The sequence below is a fragment of the Mesorhizobium sp. WSM4989 genome, from assembly GCF_029625795.1.
Classification (GTDB): domain Bacteria; phylum Pseudomonadota; class Alphaproteobacteria; order Rhizobiales; family Rhizobiaceae; genus Mesorhizobium.
In genome coordinates, this window is the sequence record NZ_JARTVN010000001.1 from 2,374,959 (window position 1) to 2,391,270 (window position 16,312).

The following is a 16,312-nucleotide window of genomic DNA, read 5'->3' on the forward strand; positions in this document are numbered from 1 at the left end:
CACGCCTTCGCGATCGGGCAGAAAGGAAAGTCAGCGAATCCTGGCGCCTGTCTTGTCGAAGAGCAGCGAGCGCTCGGCCTTGATCGAGACGGTGAAGTGGTCGCTGCCGGCGCGCTGGCGCCTGGCCTCGCGCTCGATGATCAGCTCCTCCGGCCCGGCATCGGCGTAGACATAGCTGACCGAGCCCAGATGCTCGGCGACGTCGGCCTTGACCGAAATGTCGCAGTCGCCCTCGCCGGCCTCGAAGAAATGCTCCGGCCTGACGCCGAGCACGACTTCCGCGCCGGGCGCCGGCAAGGGGCCGCAGAGCGGCTTGCGCAGCTTGGCGCCGCCATGATTGACGAGCTCGATGGTCGCGGCGCTGTTGGACAAATCGACGACCTTCGCCGCGATGAAATTCATCTTCGGGGAACCGATGAAGCCGGCGACGAAACGGTTGGCCGGATCGTCGTAAAGGTCGAGCGGGGCGCCGATCTGCTCGACATTGCCGGCCTTGAGCACGACGATGCGGTCGGCGAGCGTCATCGCCTCGGTCTGGTCGTGCGTCACATAGATCATGGTGACGCCGAGCTCCTTGTGCAGGCGCGAGATCTCGACCCGCATCTGCACCCGCAGTTCGGCGTCGAGATTCGAAAGCGGCTCGTCGAACAGGAAGACCTGCGGCTCGCGCACGATGGCGCGGCCGATGGCGACGCGCTGGCGCTGGCCGCCGGACAATTGCTTCGGCCGACGCTGCATCAGCTCGTCTATGCAAAGAATTTCGGCGGCGCGCTTGACCCGCCGTTCGGTGTCGGCCTTCGGATTGCCGTTCATGCGCAGGCCGAAGCTTAGATTCTGCTCCACCGTCATGTGCGGATAGAGCGCGTAAGACTGGAACACCATGGCGATGCCGCGGTCGGCCGGCTCGACATCGTTCACCACCTTGCCGCCGATGGCGATCTCGCCGCCGCTGATGTCCTCCAGCCCGGCGACCATGCGAAGAAGCGTGGACTTGCCGCATCCCGACGGGCCGACGAAGACGACGAACTCGCCATCGGTAATGTCGATATTGGCGCCATGGACGACCTCGAACGTGCCGAAACGCTTGACGACATTGGTGAGGGTGACGGCGGCCATCTCGTTCCTATCCTATTTGACCGCGCCGGCGGCGATGCCGGCGATGAAATGGCGCTGCAGCAGCACGAAGACGATCAGCATCGGCACGGTCAGCATGACGGCGCCGGCCATGATGCCGCCCCAGGACACCTTGGTCAGGCCGATCAGGGTGCCGAGCGCCACCGGCGCCGTCATCGCGCCGGGCTGGCTGTTGATCAAAAGCGGCCAGAGATAGTTATTCCACGAGGCGAGGAAGAGAATGATGGCGAGGGCCGCCAGCATCGGCCGCGCCAAAGGCAGCGCCACGAACAGAAAGATGCGCCATTCCTTCACGCCTTCGACCCTCGCCGCGTCGAACAGCTCGGCCGGCATCATCGAAAAGGCCTGGCGCATGAAGAGCACGCCGAGCGAATTGAACAGCGGCGGCACGATCAGCGCGATCCAGGTGTTGGCGAGCTGGAAGTCGCGCGCCACCATGATGAATTGCGGGATCAGCACCACGGCGTAGGGAAGCGTGATGGTGCCGAAGATGATCGCCACCACCATGCCCTTGCCGAGGAAGTCGTAGCGCGCCAGCGCCCAGCCGGCCATCGAGGTGAGCAGCACCGAGAGAAAAGTGTAGGTCACAGCCACCGAGACCGAGATGCCGATCGCGCCGACGAAATTGGTGTCGCGCTGCAGATTGTTGAAATTGTCGAGGAAGCTGTCATGCGGCAGAAGCTCGACGCCGGGGCTGAAGATGCCGTTGTCGGGCATGGTGGAGAACACCACCATCATCCACAGCGGGAACAGCCAGATCAGCGCCAGCGGCGTCAGGACGAGATGCAGCAGGATGCTGCGTCCGAGCCGCCTTTGCGAGCGCGAGGTCATTTCGGCTCCCTCGTCAGCCAGAGCTGCACCAAAGTGATGGCGATGGCGAGGCCCGCCATGGTGTAGGCGATCGCCGAGGCATAGCCGAAATTGAGCGAGCGGAAGCCCTGGCGGTAAAGCAGGAGGCCAAGGGTTTCGGTGCCGCCGCCCGGCCCGCCGCGTTCGGTGATCAGGAAGGGTTCGGTGAAGAGCTGCATGGTGCCGATGATCGACAGCACGGCGCAAAAGACGATGACCGGCTTCAACAGCGGCAGGGTGATGTAAAAGAACTGCTTCACCTTGCTGACGCGGTCGAGCGTGGCGGCCTCGTAGACGTCATCGGGAATGGATTGCAGGCCGGCAAGAATGATGATGGCGTTGTAGCCGGCCCAGCGCCAGGTCACCGCGATCATGATCAGCGCCATGGCCGGCGTGACGTTGGAGAACCAGTCGATCTTCTCCAGGCCGACGCTGTTCAAGAGCTTGTTGACGATGCCGAAATCGAGGCTGAACATCAGCCGGAACACCGCCGAATAGGCGACCTCGCCGACCACGACCGGGGCGAAGAACGCAAAGCGGTAGAGGCCGCGCGCCTTGAGCAGCGGCGAATTCAAAAGCACCGCCATCACGACCGCCAGCGAGATCATCACCGGAACCTGGATGACGAGGATAAGCAGCGTGTTCTTCAGCGCGTTGAAGAAGGCGGGGTCGCCGATCAGGCGGCCCCAGTTGAAGGTCGGCGCGAAGCGCCACGGCACGGTGCGGGTCGCCTGGAAGGAGATCAGGAAGGAGCTGATGATCGGCCAGATCCAGAAGATGGCGAAGATCAGGAGATAAGGCGTGAGGAAGCGATACGCGGCGGCGTTGCGGTAGCGCATCGTGTTCCTCCTCCTTCCAGTTTCGGGTCGCGCCTTCCTAGCGGGCGCGGTGTTGATCATGTGTTGAATTGCTGGAGCAGTGCCAATGGTCGATGCAGGCGCTGCCCTGTCTTGCCTTCTCCTCTTGTGGGAGAGGGTGGCCGCGAAGCGGCCGGATGAGGGGTGTTCCAGCTTGGCAACGACGGCAATCCGTCCAACACCCCTCATCCGTCTTGGCGCTACGCGCCAATCCACCTTCTCCCACAAGGGGAGAAGGAAAAGCGACGCTCACTTGACCGGCAGGCCCGTCGCAGAGGCGATCTGGCTGGCGGCGTCGTCGAGTGCGGCCTTGGCATCGGGATAGCCGCCGGCAAGATACTTGGTCTGCACGGCCCGCACGATGATCTCGGCATCGCTCTGGAACTGCGTGCCGCGGCTCGGCACGACCTTCGGCAGCGTGGCGAGGATATCCTTCCAGACCGCCTGGCCGCCCCAATAGGGCTGGCCCTGCGCGACGTAAGGATCGTCGAGCGCGGAAATCAGCGACGGCACCAGGCCGAAATCCTTCAGCATGGTGATCTGGCCTTCATTGGTCTCCAGCGTGTATTTCAGATAGGCGTAGGCCGCTTCCTTGTTCTTGCTGGCCGAGGTGATGGCCAAAGAGGAGCCGCCGAGATTGGCGGCGCGCGGGCCGTCGGCGGTCAGGCTCGGCATCAGGTAGACGCCCCATTTGCCGCTCTCCTTCGGCGATTCGGTGCGGATGGTGCCCTCATACCAGCCGCCATAGACCTGGGTGGCGACGGTGCCGGCCGTGTTGTTGGTGATCTTGGTCGACCAGTCGGCGGAAGAAACGATGCCGGCGACCTTCATTTCCTTGACCTTGGTCATGGCGTCGACGCATTTCGGCTGGTTGACCGTGATCGACTGGCCGTCCTCGGCGAAATAGGCGCAGCCCTGCTCGTTGGAGATCATGCGGAAGAATTCGGTATCGCCGTTGAAGTCGGCGTTGGTCATTGTGACGCCGGGGTTGGCGGCCTGGATCTTCTTGCCGGCGGCGATGAAATCATCCCAGGTCTTGATCGATGCGGGGTCGACACCGGCCTTCTCGTAGAAGTCGCGGCGGTAGAAGACGGCGACCGGGCCGGAATCCCAGGGCATGGCATAGGCCTTGTCGCCAACCTCGAGCTCGGTGCGCTTGAAATCGGGGAATTTCTTCTGGTCTTCCGCGCTGTAGCCCAGCGTGTGCAGGTCGACGAAGCAGTCCGGGAACTGGCTCCAATAGTTCTCGGCCTCGCCGTTCTCGATCGAGACGATGTCGGGCAGGCCGACACCACCGGCGGCGCAGCCGGCGATCGACTTGTCATAGGTCGGCTGGTTGCCGAGGTCCTGAACGGTGACCTTGATGTCGGGGTACTTCTTGTTGAAGCCCTCGACGGTGGCCTTCAGCGACGAAGCGGCGATGTTCCAGCTCCAGATCGTGAGTTCGCCGGATTGCGCCAAAGCGGGGCCGGAGCCCAGGGCAAGCAAAAGCGCGGCGCAGGTCAGTGTGGTGCGCATTGAAATCCTCCCATTTCGTTTGCTCTCTCACCGTGAGCCTGGCTAGATTATGCGGCGCGGAAGGCTTGTCCCCGACAAAGGGAATAAGAAATTGGCGGAAAGTAAGATGCCGGAGCGTCCGTTCTACCAGCCAGGCGCGAGCAGCGTCGAAGGCCTGCCGCTGGCCTTGCAGATGTTCCACAACCAGCCGTTGGTGATGCTGAAGCCGCATTGGCACGCCCAGGTCGAGGTCAACTTCATCGTGCGCGGCAGCGTGCACTACCGCATGGCCGAGCATGAGATCGCGCTCTCTGCCGGTGAGATGTGCCTGTTCTGGGGCGGGCTGCCGCACCAGATGGATGATCTCACCGATGACGCGATCTATGCCGGCGCGCATCTGCCGCTGGTGCATTTCTTCAGGCTGCATCTGCCGGCCGATGTCCGGCACCGGCTGATGACGGGCGCGACGCTGGTGACGAATGCCACCGACCAGTCCGACAACGACAATTTCAAGCGCTGGAACGAGTATGCGCGCTCGGGCGATGCGGCCAAGGCCGAACACGCCGTCAACGAGCTGCTCTTGCGGTTGGAGCGGGTGCGCTTCGAGCCGTACCGGCTGGTGCCGGCAACCGCGTCCGGCCACGGCGCCGGCAGCGCCTTCGACCAGCAGTCCTCGCGCAATGTCGGGCGCATGTGCGATTTCATCGCCGAGAATTTCCTCTACGACATCGACTGCGTGAACATCGCGGCGGCGGCCGACATCCATCCGAAATACGCCATGAGCCTGTTCAAGAAATCGACCGGCATGACGCTCAACGAATATGTCAATCTGCTGCGGCTGAGCTATGCCCAGGCGCTTTTGATGCATGAGGGCGCCAATGTGCTGAAGGTCGCTATGGACTCGGGCTTCGGCTCGCTCAGCGCCTTCAACAAGTCGTTCCGCAAGCTTGCCGGCATGTCGCCCTCCGATTTCCGCAGGGCGGGCGTGCGCTGAAGCCTGCCCGTCAGGCGGCGGGCTCCCTCACCGCGGGGAAGTCGACGATGACGGCGAGCCCTGGATGATTGTCCTCCAGCGTGATTGACGCGCCATGCAGGTCGGCGACCGCCTTGACGAGGCTCAAGCCAAGGCCGCTGCCCGGCGTCGTGCGGCTGGAATCCAGCCGGTAAAGCCGCTGAAAGACCTTTTCGCGCTCGCCGGCCGGAATGCCGGGTCCATCGTCGCGGACATGGACGAGGACACGGTCGCCCTGCGTTGTCACCGACAGCTCGATCGCTGTGCGCGGTGGACAATGCCTGAGCGCGTTCTCGACCAGGTTGGCGAGCATCTGCATCAGCAGGTCGCGGTCACCGTGGACGTACCGTTTCGTCTCCGGAACGAGGTCTGTCGACAAGGACTTCCCGTCATCCTCGGCGACGTCGGCATAGACCTCGCCGATGGTGTCGACGACACTGCCGACGTCGAGATCGACGAAGCGCGCCCTGCGCGCGCCGGCCTCGATCTGGGCGATGCGCAGCAGCGCATCGAAGGTGTCGTTGATCTGCCGGCTTTCGCTGCGCGCATCGGCCAGCTCGGCCGAAACGGTCTCGCCGGAGGCGGTCTTGTCGGCGGCCTGCTCCAGGATCATCTGCAGGCGGTTGAGCGGCGTCTTCAGGTCGTGCGCTATGTTGGCGCTCACCTCCCGCATGCCGTCGACCAGGCCCGACAAGCGGTCGAGGGCTGCGTTCACCTGGATGGAAACGGCGTCGATGTCGTCGCCATTGCCGGTCAACGGGATGCGCGCGTCGAGCCGTCCGTGCGAGACGTCGACCATGGTGGCGGCAATGCCGTCGAGCCGCCGCTGGACGCGCGAGGCGAGCAGGGCGCCGCCGGCAATGGCGAGCCCGGTGATGACCAGCGTGCCCCAGCCGAAGCTCATCAGCACGATGGTCTTCAGCTCGTCCGTCTCGGCGAGCGAGAAGGCGACCGTCAGATTGTTGCCGCCGACCTCGCCGGTATAGGCGCGGTACATCGTGTCGGGCGGCACACCCGGCAATCTGGCGGCGAACATCGAGAAACCGTCGGGCAGGCCGGAGGCGGTGAAATTGCCCGCCAGACGGTTGCCGGCGCGGTCGGTCAGCGAGAAAAGCTGGTCCTTGTCGGGGCTGAGGTCGGCGTTGTTGTTGACCGAGGCGACAAGATCTTCCTTGTCGTTGGCGGCATAGGTCAGGGCAACGACCGAATAGGTTTCCTTGATGGACTTATCGAGCCGTCTCGCCAGATCGGCGCTCATCAACTGATAGACGACCGCGCCGGACAGGATGAAGGCGAGCACGAACAGGAAGGCAAAGGTAAGCGCCAGGCGGAACGGCGTGCTGCGCAGCAGGCTGGGGCGTGCTTCCTTCATCGTTTCAGGCGGGGCTCGGCCAGAACAGCCATAGCAGGGCCAGGGCCGCCACGATCCAGACGGCAATCATGAAGATCAGACCGGTCAGGCTGACCGGCCGGGTGCTGCGCGTGGCGGTGTCGCGGAATTCCCGCATGAGCCCGGCCGGAACCAGCTTTACCGCAAGCAGGATGCCGAGCGGAACGATTACAAGATCGTCCAGATAGCCGATGATCGGAATGAAATCCGGAATGAGGTCGACAGGGCTCAGCGCATAGGCCGCGACCGCGCCGGCCACGACCTTTGCGTACCAGGGGACGCGTGGATCGCGGGCGGCAAGCCAGAGCGCCACGACGTCGCGCTTCATGCGAAGCGCCCATTGCCTTGTGGAGTCCAGCATCGCCATGTCGCTTATATACGGACAGCCGGCCGGAGGCGCGAGATGCGATCAGGCATGGATCGTCAACCCTGCGCGTGCAGGCTGTAGCCGGTGTTGCGCACGGTATGGATGAGCGGCACGTCGAACGGCCTGTCGACCTTGGCCCTGAGCCGGCTGATATGGGTTTCGACGACGCTGGTCTTGGGGTCGAAATGGAAGTCCCAGACGCGCTCCAGAAGCATGGTGCGGGTAATCACCCGGCCCTCGCCGCGCATCAGCACTTCGAGCAGGCTGAACTCCCGGGGCTGCAGGTCGATGGTCCTGCCCTGCCTGGTCACGCGCCGCATGATCAGGTCCATTTCGAGGTCGGCAACACGAAGGCTGGTCTTCTGCTCCTGCGCCGCCGGCCTCCGGCCGAGCGCGTTGATGCGGGCAAGCAGTTCGGAAAAGGCGAAGGGCTTGACCAGATAGTCGTCGCCGCCGGCCTCCAGCCCTTCCACCCGGTCGTCGACGCCGCCGATCGAGGTCAGGAATATCGCCGGCGTCTTGATGCCCGCCGCTCGCACCGCCTTGATCATCGACAGGCCGTCGAGACCGGGGACCATACGGTCGGCAACGATGACGTCATAGGCATTGAAGGTTGCCGCGGCGAGCGCTTCGTGGCCATTGCGCAGGAGATCGCAGGCGTGCCCGGCCTCGCTCAGTCCCCTGACGATGTAGTCGGCAGTCCTTGGGTCATCCTCAACCAGCAGCAGTCGCATCTTGGCCTATCGTCCGGTGTCGAGTTCAAGCGGCACGGTAGCATCGGCGAGGCCCCATTCCCACAAGCCGGACTTACGCAGGCCTGTCCGGGTCCTTACAAATTCGTAAGAATGATCGAAAATAATGGGAAGACCTCGCCGCCGGGCGCGAGAAAGGTTAGGGGAGCGCTGGCCCGGCCGGAGTGACTCAAATCGAATGGCTTACACATCGCTCAAGTCAGCGCCAAAGGCCTTCGACCAGCACAAGCGCCTGATCGTCGTCCAGGTCGCCGCAGTGACGGCCATAGTCTTGCTGCTGTTTGCCAAGCCGTTCCTCAGCGAGGGCTCGAGCGGACACGAGCTGATGGAGACGGCCGGCTTCGGCTTCGTGCTCGTCTGCTTTCTCGGCCGGCTGTGGAGCATTCTTTATGTCGGCGGCAGGAAGAACGACGAGCTGGTCGTCTCCGGTCCGTTCTCGATGAGCCGCAATCCGCTCTATTTCTTCTCGATCATCGGAGCGGTGGGTATCGGGCTGATGTTCGGATCGGTGCTGGCCGCGGCGATGCTTGGGCTTGCAAGCTTCCTCGTCTTCCGGTTCACCGCCGGCCGGGAGGCCGAGTTCCTGTCCGGCAAGTTCGGCGCCGCCTACACGGCCTATGCCGAGCGGACGCCGCGTTTCTGGCCGAATCCGATGCTCTACCGCGACGAGGACCACTGGGTCTTTTCCACCAGCGCGCTGAAAAGCACGTTCCGGGACGGCCTATATTTTCTGGCCTTCTTTCCGCTTATCGAGGCGGTCGAGCATTTTCGTATGATCGGCATGCTGCCGACCTTGTTCACAATCTACTGATTGCGATTGGGCGTTTCGCTGCCCGAGCTAAAAAGCCCGGCGATTGCACCCAAAAGAAGTCAGGGGCAATGCCTTGAGTCCGAGCTGGCGAAGCATATCCCTCTTTATGACTTGGGCTGTTGGGCTGCGTGATGGAAATTCGCACGTCGAAACACGATACGCTCGGACGGTTGTCGGTGTTTGAACTCGACGCGTTGCGGGAAGCTTTCAAGCGATCGGTTCGCGAGAACAACGTCACAGAAATCCAGTGGGCCGAGCACGCCGAGCTTTTCGTCAAACGCGCGATCGGCAAGAAAAGTCGCGCCCTCCGAGCCTAAAGCGCGTCGCGTCGAATTGGCCCGCGCCACCCATCAGGCCGGCTTAGCCTTTGCCTCCGCCGTGCGCGCCGCGCCTCGTGCTTTCCAAAAGGATCGCCAGGCAGCCGATCAGGATCAGGACAGCGCCGAGGAGCGGCGGCAGCGCCAGAAGCTTCACGGCGCCGGCGACCAAAGCGATCAGAAGCAGCGCCAGAAGCGCAAGGCTGCCGTCGTCGACGAACATGCCGACGAGCTCCTTCAGGACGAGGCGGACGATTTTCATCGGGCAATTCCCTTCGAGCGGTTCACCATTTCAGGGAAACGGCAAGCCGCTCTGTTTCTTTTGACCGCAATTCCGGACGGAAAACCGTTTCACACTTTTCCTGGAATTGCTTTGGTAGCCGCCACGTGGGCGTTGCGCAGCCAGCGCACCATGGCGAAGGATGCCGCGGCGATGACGACGAAGATGGCAAGCAGCGCAAAATCCTCGCCCGGCCATTCGGCGCCGAGGCCTTCGCCTGTCCAGAACACGCCGAAACTGGTCAGCATCAGGCCGACCACGAATTTGAGCGCATTTTCCGGCACACGCGCCAGCGGCCGGTGCACGGCGAGGCCGATCAGCATTACAAGCACGAATGCGGCCAGCGCTCCGAGACCGGCATAGAGCGTCTGGCCATGCGCGGTCCCGACCGCAATGACGATGAACACCACCTCGACTCCTTCGAGCAGCACCGCCTTGAAGGCCGCCACGCCGGCCAGATAGCCGGCGCGACGGTCGTTGGCCTGGCGGGTCAGCGCGTCGGTTTCCCTGGAAAAGGCTGCCTCTTCGTCGCGGAGCGCGATGATCCCGGCGCTGCGCAGGATCGCCTTGCGCAGCCAGCGCATGCCGAACAGGATAAGAAGCACGCCGACCACGAATTGCAGGAGTGAGATCGGGATCAGCTGCAGCAGCGGTCCGAAAGCCAGCACCAGCGCCGCCAGCACGGCGAGCGCCGAGACGGCGCCTGTCAGCGCCGGCCGCCAGCCGCGCGTCACGCCGACGGCCAGCACGATGGTGAAGGCTTCGACCACCTCGACAAAGGACGCCAGGAACGAAGCGGCCACGGTGGAGAGAACGGGGGTCAGTTCATGCATGAATGGGCACCGAGGTCTGTGTTTCGCCGCCCTTTTGGGAAGGCGGTGCCGGTTCAGCCTTGTTCAACAGGCGATGACGCACAAAGTATGGCGGATGGACAAATCAGCCGTCGCCGGCTGCACATTCTCGACCGCGGCGGCGAACTTGCGCCCGTGCGCAGGCCGGTGGCATAAGGCCATGCTCATCAGAGGAAGCGGCTTCAGATGACGTTATCGGTGAGAGACCTTCCCCTGCGCACGCCGATCGACGGCCGGCACCGGCAGATGATGATCGACGGTGAGTGGCGCGATGCGGTGAGCGGCCGGACTTTCGAGACGCGCAACCCCGCCACCGGCGCGGTGCTGGGCACCGTGCCGCTTGCGGATTCCGAGGACGTCGACCTGGCGGTGGCCGCCGCGCGGCGCGCCTTCGAGGGACCGTGGAGCCGCTTCAAGCCCTATGAGCGCCAGCTGCTGCTGTTGAAGATCGCCGATCTCATGGAACGGCATTGGGAAGAGTTGGCGCTTTCCGACACCACCGACATGGGCATGCCGATCACCCGCACTTTGGCCAACCGCAACCGCGTGCTCGGCATGCTGCGCTTCTATGCCGGCATGGCGACGTCGATCCACGGCCAGACGATCGGCAATTCGCTGCCCGGCGAGATCGTCTCCTACACGCGCAAGGAGCCGGTCGGCGTGGTCGGCGCGATCATTCCGTGGAATGCGCCCACCGCCGCCTCGATCTGGAAGATCGGCCCAGCCCTGGCCACCGGCTGCACCATCGTGCTGAAACCGTCGGAAGAGGCACCGCTGACGCCGCTTCTGATCGCCGACCTGATGCAGGAGGCCGGCGTGCCGCCGGGCGTCGTCAACGTCGTGACCGGCACGGGCGCGGAAGCCGGTGCGCCGCTCGCGGCGCATATGCATGTCGACAAGGTGGTCTTCACCGGCTCGACCGCCACCGGCCAGGCGATTCTGCGCGCCTCGGCCGCCAACATGAAGCGTGTGTCGCTGGAGCTGGGCGGCAAATCGCCGGTAATCGTGCTCGCCGATGCCGACATCGAGCGCGCCGTGCCGGTGGCGGCCATGTCGGTCTTCGCGAATTCCGGCCAGGTCTGCATCGCCGGCTCCCGGCTCTTCGTCGAACGGCCGATCTATGACGAATTCGTCGAACGCGTCGCGGCCTTCGCGGCAAAGCTGCGGATCGGCGACGGCGCCGACCCCGAGACCCAGATCGGACCGCTGATCTCGCCAAGACAGCTCGAGCGCGTCTCAGGCTTCATCGCGGACGGCGCGCGCGAGGGCGCGCGGCTGGTGACAGGTGGTGAGCGCATCACCAAGGGCGCGCTGGCCGCAGGCAATTTCATGACGCCCGGCGTGTTTTCCGGCGTCACCGACGGCATGCGCATCGCGCGCGAGGAAATCTTCGGGCCGATCATCTCGGCGCTGCCCTTCGACACGCTGGACGAAGCGGTGCGGCGCGGCAACGACACGCCCTACGGTCTCGGCGCCGGCGTGTTCACCAAGGATGTCGGCAAGGCGCACCAGCTCGCCAACCGGCTGCGCGCCGGCTCGGTCTGGGTCAACACCTATCACGCGATCGACCCGGCCGTGCCGTTCGGCGGCTACAAGATGAGCGGTTACGGCCGCGAGGGCGGCGCCGAGCATCTCGACGAATATCTCAACACCAAGGGCGTTTGGATCCGGATCGATTGACGGTCTGTATCCGGTCGCGTTTCGTTGAATAGCCGCACGGCTTCAACTATTTGCGTTGTTCCGAAGCGGAAAGCCATCGCATGTTTTTTGCTGGTATTGCGCTGGAGCTACACAAGAACACGAGCGGTTCAGCGGGCCGCTCTGACTCGGAACGGAGCGCATGAAGAAGATCGGGTTTCTGTCGTTCGGGCACTGGTCGCCCGCCCCGCAATCGGGCACGCGCTCGGGCGCCGACGCGTTGCTGCAGTCGATCGACCTTGCAGTCGCGGCCGAGGAGCTCGGCGCCGACGGCGCCTATTTCCGCGTCCACCATTTCGCCCGCCAGCTCGCCTCGCCGTTTCCGCTGCTTGCCGCGGCCGGCGCGAAGACCAAGCGTATCGAGCTCGGCACCGCCGTCATCGACATGCGATACGAGAACCCGCTCTACATGGCCGAAGATGCGGGTGCGGCCGACCTCATCGCCGGCGGCCGGCTGCAGCTCGGTATCAGCCGCGGCTCGCCCGAGCAGGTGATCGATGGCTGGCGCTATTTCGGCTACGTGCCGGAAGAGGGCAAGACCGATGCCGACATGGCGCGCCGCCACGCCGAGATCCTCCTCGATCTGTTGCGCGGCGAAGGCTTCGCCCAGCCCAATCCGCGGCCGATGTTTCCCAATCCCCCTGGGCTGCTCAGGCTCGAGCCGTTCTCGGCCGGCCTGCGCGAACGGATCTGGTGGGGCGCGGCCACCAACGCCACCGCCGAATGGGCGGCCAAGCTCGGCATGAACCTGCAGAGCTCGACGCTGAAATTCGACGAGGGCGGCCAGCCGCTGCACATCCAGCAGGCTGAGCAGATAAGAGCCTTCCGCGCCGCCTGGAAGGAAGCCGGCCATGCGCGCGAGCCGCGCGTGTCGGTGAGCCGCAGCATCTTCGCCTTGGTCAACGATATGGACCGCGCCTATTTCGGCGGCAGCGAGGGCGAGGATCATTTTGGCTATATCGAGCCGGAAAAGCGCGCCGTTTTCGGCCGTACCTACGCCGCCGAGCCGGATGTGCTGGTTGAGCAGCTCAGGCAAGACGAGGCGATCGCCGAGGCCGACACGCTGCTTCTCACCGTGCCGAACCAGCTCGGCGTCGACTACAACGCCCATGTCATCGAGGCGATCCTGAAGCACGTCGCGCCGGCACTCGGCTGGCGGTGATCAATCGAGCGATTCGACGGCCGCGAGGCGAGACCAAACTCGATTTCGGGGCCATGATCGAATCGGCGCACCCGATGCTTTGAGGCACTGCCACCGGCAATCAGGTCGCTGCGCCAGTGTACCGCTCGCGCACGATCCGGGTGATGTGGACCACGTTCAGGCCGATGAAGAAGACGTTCCATGCAACGACGTTCAACATCGGGACGGGCTGGCAGTAGAAGTATACTGCGAGGCAGGTTGCCGCCGTCAGGGTGAGCATTCGCAGGCGCAGCATGTCCATTGTGAAGTAGGCAATCACGTAAAGAATGTTCGCCGCGTTGATGAGCAGTTCCATGAGAGTTCCCATGTGGTGGGGCGTGCAGGAAGGGGCGGTGCCCGGTTGAAACGCCGGGCACCGCCTGCCGTCAGTCGCCGCCAAATTCGGTCTTGAAGGTTTCGAAGTCGATCTGCAGGCCATTCAGCACGGCGCTCCAGTGCCGGACGTAGCCGGCATGGGCCACGGCTTCGGCGACCTCCTCGTCGGTGGCGCCGCGGTCCTTGGCCATCTTGGTTTCCAGCCAGATGCAGTAACGGCACGGAATCTGCGCCGCCACCGCGACGTTGATGAGCGACTTTACCTTCGGTTCGAGAGCGTTGTTCTTGGGTTGAAGCTCGAGACCCTTGAACATCGCCCAAGCGCCGGCGACTGCCGACTTTGGATAGGCCTTGATATGGCTCGGCACGATGCCGAGCGTCGCCTCGATTTCCTTGTAGGTCTGCTCGGCCGCCGGCAGTTCCTGCGCAACGGCGAGCGGTGCGGCAAGTACGATAGCGATGGCGAAGCCTATGCCTGTGAGAATGTTTTTCATGATCAGTCTCCTGTTTGTTGGGATCGAAGGGATTGCCGCCCGCCCCGCGCCCCCTTTGCGCGCCGCGAGGCCGGAAGTCGTCCGCTGCGACCGACCGGTGTTAGCTTTCGAAGGTCAGAGCCGGGCCTCGAGGACCAAGTTGAAGGGCGTCTCGAAGGCACGACGGAAACGGGTAAACCCGGCCTTGCGGAACACTTCCGCCAGCCGTGCCTCGCCGGCCTGGGCGCCCAGCACGAGGCGGCCGCCGTCCGAAATAGCGTGGGCGCAGCAGATGGTGGTGGAGGCCGCGTAATACATTCTCGCCACCGGCGAGATGTTGTCCTCGACCCGGTCATTGGCGAAAGGCTCGACCAGCATCACCGTCCCGTCCGGCGCCAGCGCCTTTGATGCATGCACTGCCGCGGCGACAGGATCGCCCATGTCATGCAGGGCATCAAAGAAGCAGATCAGATCGTAGCCGCTGCCCGGGTAGTCGTCGGCCCGCGCCTTTTCGAACGCCACGCGCCCTTCCAAGCTCTGCTTGGCGGCGCCGCGACGGGCCTCTACCAGCGAGTCTTCGTGATTGTCGAAGCCATGGAAGCGGGAAGCCGGAAAGGCCTTTGCCATGAGCGCCGTCGAATGGCCGTGGCCGCACCCGATGTCGGCAACAAGCGCACCAGTCCTGAGCTTCTCGACGACGCCCTCCAGGGATGGCAGCCATTCGCTGACGAGACTGGCCTTGTAGCCGTTCCGGTAAAAGGCGGCCACGCCGCAGGCCAGGCGTCCGTCATGATCTCCCCAGGCGATGCCCTTGCCGGTGCGGAAAGCCTCTACGGCCTTCTCTTCGTCGGCCCACATCGAAGCGGGCACCGCCCAAGCGTTGGGAATGAAGACGGCGCTGTCCTCGTCGGCGAGCACGACTTCCTGTTCGGGTGTCAACTCGTAGGTGTCGCTGACCGGGTGGTAGACGATATAGCCGCCCGCCACTTGGGAATTGAGCCATTCGCGTACATAACGTTCGGCGCAGCCGGCCCGCCCCGCGAGCGCGCGGGCACTGAGGGGTCCGAGGCCCGCCATGGTCTTGTAAAGACCGAGACGGTGGCCGAGGCTGATCATGACTCCGCCGTAGCCGGCCGAAATATCACCGATCGCGCGCGCGACGAGCGCATCGAGTTTTGCCGGATCGATCTTATGGTTGTGGGTATGCTCCATGTCCAAGTCTCCTGTCCAAGCGCTCGGGCAACCCCCGAGGCAGCGGCTGAATCGCAGGAACAGGGAAGAAACGGGAGAGCGCGACTCTCCAGAATCGGGCCATTTGTGCCACTGGCCCGTCGTCAGGAGAGACACTGGCGGCCGCGCGCGCCGGGCGCTATGGTTGGGGCACCTGCGACATGGATTAGCCGACATGCATCGTCACTTCACCACTGCCGCATCCGAGCCGCTTCACGTGAGTCTAGTGGCCATTCCAGAGGCCGTGGTGTCCACGTTGTCGGGCATCTTCGACGTGATGAATGCCTTCAAAATAATGCCGCTGCCGGGCAGCGAGCCGCGCCAGGCTCCGCCCTTCGAGATTGAGATCGTCGGCCTAGAAACGGGCGCTCTGGAACTGGCCAGCCGCGTGCCGGTCATGGTTCAGCGAAGTGTGGCGGAGGTGGATATGACCGACATCGTCATTGTTCCTTCGATCCTGCTTGGGCCGAACGGCTGGCGAAAGGACCTGCATCCGGAACTGATCGAGTGGTTCCGCGCCATGCATGGCCGCGGCGCGCTCTTGTGCTCGGCGTGCTCAGGCATCTTCCTGCTTGCCGAAACCGGTCTGTTCGATGGCGTGGACGCGACCGTGCATTATGGCTACGCCGGCGACTTCGGCCGGACGTTTCCACAAGTGCCTATCCACCCGGATCGTGTGCTGGTGGTGTCGGGCAAGCGAGAGGAGCTCATCTCCTCGGGTGCTTCCATGACCTGGCATGATCTGGTGTTGTACCTGATCGCCCGACACGCCGGCGCGACCGCAGCCCAGGCCGTGGCGCGCTCATTCGCGCTGCAGTGGCATCAGGACGGTCTTGCGCCCTACATCATCTTTGAGGGTCGCAAGGATCATGGCGATCTTGCCGTTCAGGCGGCGCAGGACTTGATCGCCACCCGATTTTCGGTCGCCAATCCCATAGAAGAGATGATCCGCTGCGCCCAGCTCACGGAGCGCACCTTCAAACGCCGTTTCACGAGTGCGACCGGCCTGAGCCCGATCGCCTATGTACAGCGCTTGAGGATCGAGGACGCCAAGCGCCGACTGGAGCGCACCGACGCGTCAATCGACGACGTCAGCTGGCAGGTCGGGTACGAAGAGCCTGCGTTCTTCCGTCGCTTGTTCAAACGTGTGACGGGGCTGGCGCCCGGCGCATACCGCAAGCGGTTCAAGATCCCCGCCTATGCGCAAAGGCATTTGCCCGACGAGAGCGTCGAACTCCGGCTGGGAAATAGCCAGCGGCAGACCTAAGCCGGGCCGAC

At 64.0% G+C, this 16,312-nt stretch carries 18 protein-coding genes; 6 read left to right on the plus strand and 12 right to left on the minus strand.

Annotation, left to right across the window (positions count from 1 at the left end):
- Positions 1-30: 30 nt before the first annotated feature.
- The 4 genes from ugpC to P9217_RS11460 all read right to left on the minus strand — a co-directional run bounded on the left by ugpC (position 31) and on the right by P9217_RS11460 (position 4,358).
- Positions 31-1,116 (minus strand): sn-glycerol-3-phosphate ABC transporter ATP-binding protein UgpC, encoded by a 1,086-nt coding sequence (gene ugpC, locus P9217_RS11445; RefSeq protein ID WP_278085989.1) that lies wholly within the window; start codon positions 1,114-1,116, stop codon positions 31-33.
- Positions 1,117-1,128: 12 nt separating this feature from the next.
- Entirely contained in the window at positions 1,129-1,965 is an 837-nt protein-coding gene (locus P9217_RS11450) for a carbohydrate ABC transporter permease (RefSeq protein ID WP_278085988.1), read from the minus strand.
- Positions 1,962-2,822 carry a sugar ABC transporter permease gene (locus P9217_RS11455; RefSeq protein WP_067323545.1) on the minus strand — a complete coding sequence of 287 codons (861 nt, stop codon included), beginning with the start codon at positions 2,820-2,822 and terminating at the stop codon, positions 1,962-1,964. Before P9217_RS11455 ends, P9217_RS11450 begins: the two co-directional genes overlap by 4 nt.
- 267 nt (positions 2,823-3,089) lie before the next feature.
- A complete protein-coding gene (locus P9217_RS11460; RefSeq protein ID WP_278085987.1) occupies positions 3,090-4,358 on the minus strand; it encodes an ABC transporter substrate-binding protein in 1,269 nt (422 codons plus the stop codon).
- Positions 4,359-4,464: 106 nt separating this feature from the next.
- On the opposite strand from P9217_RS11460, the gene P9217_RS11465 reads away from it, so the two are divergent.
- Entirely contained in the window at positions 4,465-5,331 is an 867-nt protein-coding gene (locus P9217_RS11465) for a helix-turn-helix domain-containing protein (RefSeq protein WP_067323547.1), read from the plus strand.
- 10 nt (positions 5,332-5,341) lie between these two features.
- Here P9217_RS11465 and P9217_RS11470 read toward each other — a convergent pair whose 3' ends face one another.
- From P9217_RS11470 to P9217_RS11480, 3 genes are read right to left on the minus strand one after another with little or no spacing between them, the layout of a single operon-like run.
- Positions 5,342-6,721 (minus strand): HAMP domain-containing sensor histidine kinase, encoded by a 1,380-nt coding sequence (locus P9217_RS11470; protein WP_278085986.1) that lies wholly within the window; start codon positions 6,719-6,721, stop codon positions 5,342-5,344.
- A 4-nt stretch (positions 6,722-6,725) separates the two neighbouring features.
- Positions 6,726-7,106 carry a YkvA family protein gene (locus P9217_RS11475; RefSeq protein WP_095799568.1) on the minus strand — a complete coding sequence of 127 codons (381 nt, stop codon included), beginning with the start codon at positions 7,104-7,106 and terminating at the stop codon, positions 6,726-6,728.
- A 56-nt stretch (positions 7,107-7,162) separates the two neighbouring features.
- Positions 7,163-7,840, minus strand: a complete 678-nt coding sequence (locus P9217_RS11480; RefSeq protein ID WP_278085985.1) for a winged helix-turn-helix domain-containing protein — start codon at positions 7,838-7,840, stop codon at positions 7,163-7,165.
- A 196-nt stretch (positions 7,841-8,036) separates the two neighbouring features.
- On the opposite strand from P9217_RS11480, the gene P9217_RS11485 reads away from it, so the two are divergent.
- Positions 8,037-8,669, plus strand: a complete 633-nt coding sequence (locus tag P9217_RS11485; protein WP_095825125.1) for an isoprenylcysteine carboxylmethyltransferase family protein — start codon at positions 8,037-8,039, stop codon at positions 8,667-8,669.
- A 131-nt stretch (positions 8,670-8,800) separates the two neighbouring features.
- Entirely contained in the window at positions 8,801-8,986 is a 186-nt protein-coding gene (locus tag P9217_RS11490; RefSeq protein WP_278085984.1) for a hypothetical protein, read from the plus strand.
- 43 nt (positions 8,987-9,029) lie between these two features.
- On the opposite strand, the gene P9217_RS11495 is transcribed toward P9217_RS11490, so the two are convergent.
- Both P9217_RS11495 and P9217_RS11500 read right to left on the minus strand, forming a co-directional pair.
- Positions 9,030-9,248, minus strand: a complete 219-nt coding sequence (locus P9217_RS11495) for a hypothetical protein (RefSeq protein WP_278085983.1) — start codon at positions 9,246-9,248, stop codon at positions 9,030-9,032.
- Between the two features lie 89 nt (positions 9,249-9,337).
- On the minus strand, positions 9,338-10,099 hold the full coding sequence (locus tag P9217_RS11500) for a COG4280 domain-containing protein (protein ID WP_278085982.1): 762 nt from the start codon (positions 10,097-10,099) through the stop codon (positions 9,338-9,340).
- A 204-nt stretch (positions 10,100-10,303) separates the two neighbouring features.
- Between P9217_RS11500 and P9217_RS11505 the strand changes: the two genes are divergently transcribed.
- Both P9217_RS11505 and P9217_RS11510 read left to right on the plus strand, forming a co-directional pair.
- Positions 10,304-11,797 (plus strand): aldehyde dehydrogenase family protein, encoded by a 1,494-nt coding sequence (locus tag P9217_RS11505; RefSeq protein WP_278085981.1) that lies wholly within the window; start codon positions 10,304-10,306, stop codon positions 11,795-11,797.
- A 160-nt stretch (positions 11,798-11,957) separates the two neighbouring features.
- Positions 11,958-12,977, plus strand: coding sequence for an LLM class flavin-dependent oxidoreductase (locus P9217_RS11510; protein ID WP_067323561.1), 1,020 nt, complete (start codon positions 11,958-11,960; stop codon positions 12,975-12,977).
- Between the two features lie 100 nt (positions 12,978-13,077).
- Here P9217_RS11510 and P9217_RS11515 read toward each other — a convergent pair whose 3' ends face one another.
- The 3 genes from P9217_RS11515 to P9217_RS11525 all read right to left on the minus strand — a co-directional run bounded on the left by P9217_RS11515 (position 13,078) and on the right by P9217_RS11525 (position 15,016).
- Positions 13,078-13,311, minus strand: a complete 234-nt coding sequence (locus P9217_RS11515) for a hypothetical protein (protein ID WP_127403647.1) — start codon at positions 13,309-13,311, stop codon at positions 13,078-13,080.
- 70 nt (positions 13,312-13,381) lie between these two features.
- Positions 13,382-13,825 carry a carboxymuconolactone decarboxylase family protein gene (locus P9217_RS11520; protein WP_067323564.1) on the minus strand — a complete coding sequence of 148 codons (444 nt, stop codon included), beginning with the start codon at positions 13,823-13,825 and terminating at the stop codon, positions 13,382-13,384.
- 114 nt (positions 13,826-13,939) lie between these two features.
- Positions 13,940-15,016 (minus strand): class I SAM-dependent methyltransferase, encoded by a 1,077-nt coding sequence (locus P9217_RS11525; protein ID WP_278085980.1) that lies wholly within the window; start codon positions 15,014-15,016, stop codon positions 13,940-13,942.
- Positions 15,017-15,209: 193 nt separating this feature from the next.
- On the opposite strand from P9217_RS11525, the gene P9217_RS11530 reads away from it, so the two are divergent.
- Positions 15,210-16,301 (plus strand): helix-turn-helix domain-containing protein, encoded by a 1,092-nt coding sequence (locus tag P9217_RS11530; RefSeq protein ID WP_066991583.1) that lies wholly within the window; start codon positions 15,210-15,212, stop codon positions 16,299-16,301.
- Positions 16,302-16,312 lie beyond the last annotated feature (11 nt).

What these genes read in the sequence shown, in the direction of transcription:
- P9217_RS11505 (WP_278085981.1), top strand. Translation starts at nt 10,304, where the DNA reads ATGACGTTATCGGTGAGAGACCTTCCCCTGCGCACGCCGATCGACGGC.
- P9217_RS11455 (WP_067323545.1), bottom strand. Translation starts at nt 2,822, where the DNA reads ATGCGCTACCGCAACGCCGCCGCGTATCGCTTCCTCACGCCTTATCTC.
- P9217_RS11470 (WP_278085986.1), bottom strand. Translation starts at nt 6,721, where the DNA reads ATGAAGGAAGCACGCCCCAGCCTGCTGCGCAGCACGCCGTTCCGCCTG.
- P9217_RS11465 (WP_067323547.1), top strand. Translation starts at nt 4,465, where the DNA reads ATGCCGGAGCGTCCGTTCTACCAGCCAGGCGCGAGCAGCGTCGAAGGC.
- P9217_RS11515 (WP_127403647.1), bottom strand. Translation starts at nt 13,311, where the DNA reads ATGGAACTGCTCATCAACGCGGCGAACATTCTTTACGTGATTGCCTAC.
- ugpC (WP_278085989.1), bottom strand. Translation starts at nt 1,116, where the DNA reads ATGGCCGCCGTCACCCTCACCAATGTCGTCAAGCGTTTCGGCACGTTC.
- P9217_RS11500 (WP_278085982.1), bottom strand. Translation starts at nt 10,099, where the DNA reads ATGCATGAACTGACCCCCGTTCTCTCCACCGTGGCCGCTTCGTTCCTG.
- P9217_RS11530 (WP_066991583.1), top strand. Translation starts at nt 15,210, where the DNA reads ATGCATCGTCACTTCACCACTGCCGCATCCGAGCCGCTTCACGTGAGT.
- P9217_RS11510 (WP_067323561.1), top strand. Translation starts at nt 11,958, where the DNA reads ATGAAGAAGATCGGGTTTCTGTCGTTCGGGCACTGGTCGCCCGCCCCG.
- P9217_RS11520 (WP_067323564.1), bottom strand. Translation starts at nt 13,825, where the DNA reads ATGAAAAACATTCTCACAGGCATAGGCTTCGCCATCGCTATCGTACTT.
- P9217_RS11460 (WP_278085987.1), bottom strand. Translation starts at nt 4,358, where the DNA reads ATGCGCACCACACTGACCTGCGCCGCGCTTTTGCTTGCCCTGGGCTCC.
- P9217_RS11490 (WP_278085984.1), top strand. Translation starts at nt 8,801, where the DNA reads ATGGAAATTCGCACGTCGAAACACGATACGCTCGGACGGTTGTCGGTG.
- P9217_RS11480 (WP_278085985.1), bottom strand. Translation starts at nt 7,840, where the DNA reads ATGCGACTGCTGCTGGTTGAGGATGACCCAAGGACTGCCGACTACATC.
- P9217_RS11475 (WP_095799568.1), bottom strand. Translation starts at nt 7,106, where the DNA reads ATGGCGATGCTGGACTCCACAAGGCAATGGGCGCTTCGCATGAAGCGC.
- P9217_RS11485 (WP_095825125.1), top strand. Translation starts at nt 8,037, where the DNA reads ATGGCTTACACATCGCTCAAGTCAGCGCCAAAGGCCTTCGACCAGCAC.
- P9217_RS11450 (WP_278085988.1), bottom strand. Translation starts at nt 1,965, where the DNA reads ATGACCTCGCGCTCGCAAAGGCGGCTCGGACGCAGCATCCTGCTGCAT.
- P9217_RS11525 (WP_278085980.1), bottom strand. Translation starts at nt 15,016, where the DNA reads ATGGAGCATACCCACAACCATAAGATCGATCCGGCAAAACTCGATGCG.
- P9217_RS11495 (WP_278085983.1), bottom strand. Translation starts at nt 9,248, where the DNA reads ATGAAAATCGTCCGCCTCGTCCTGAAGGAGCTCGTCGGCATGTTCGTC.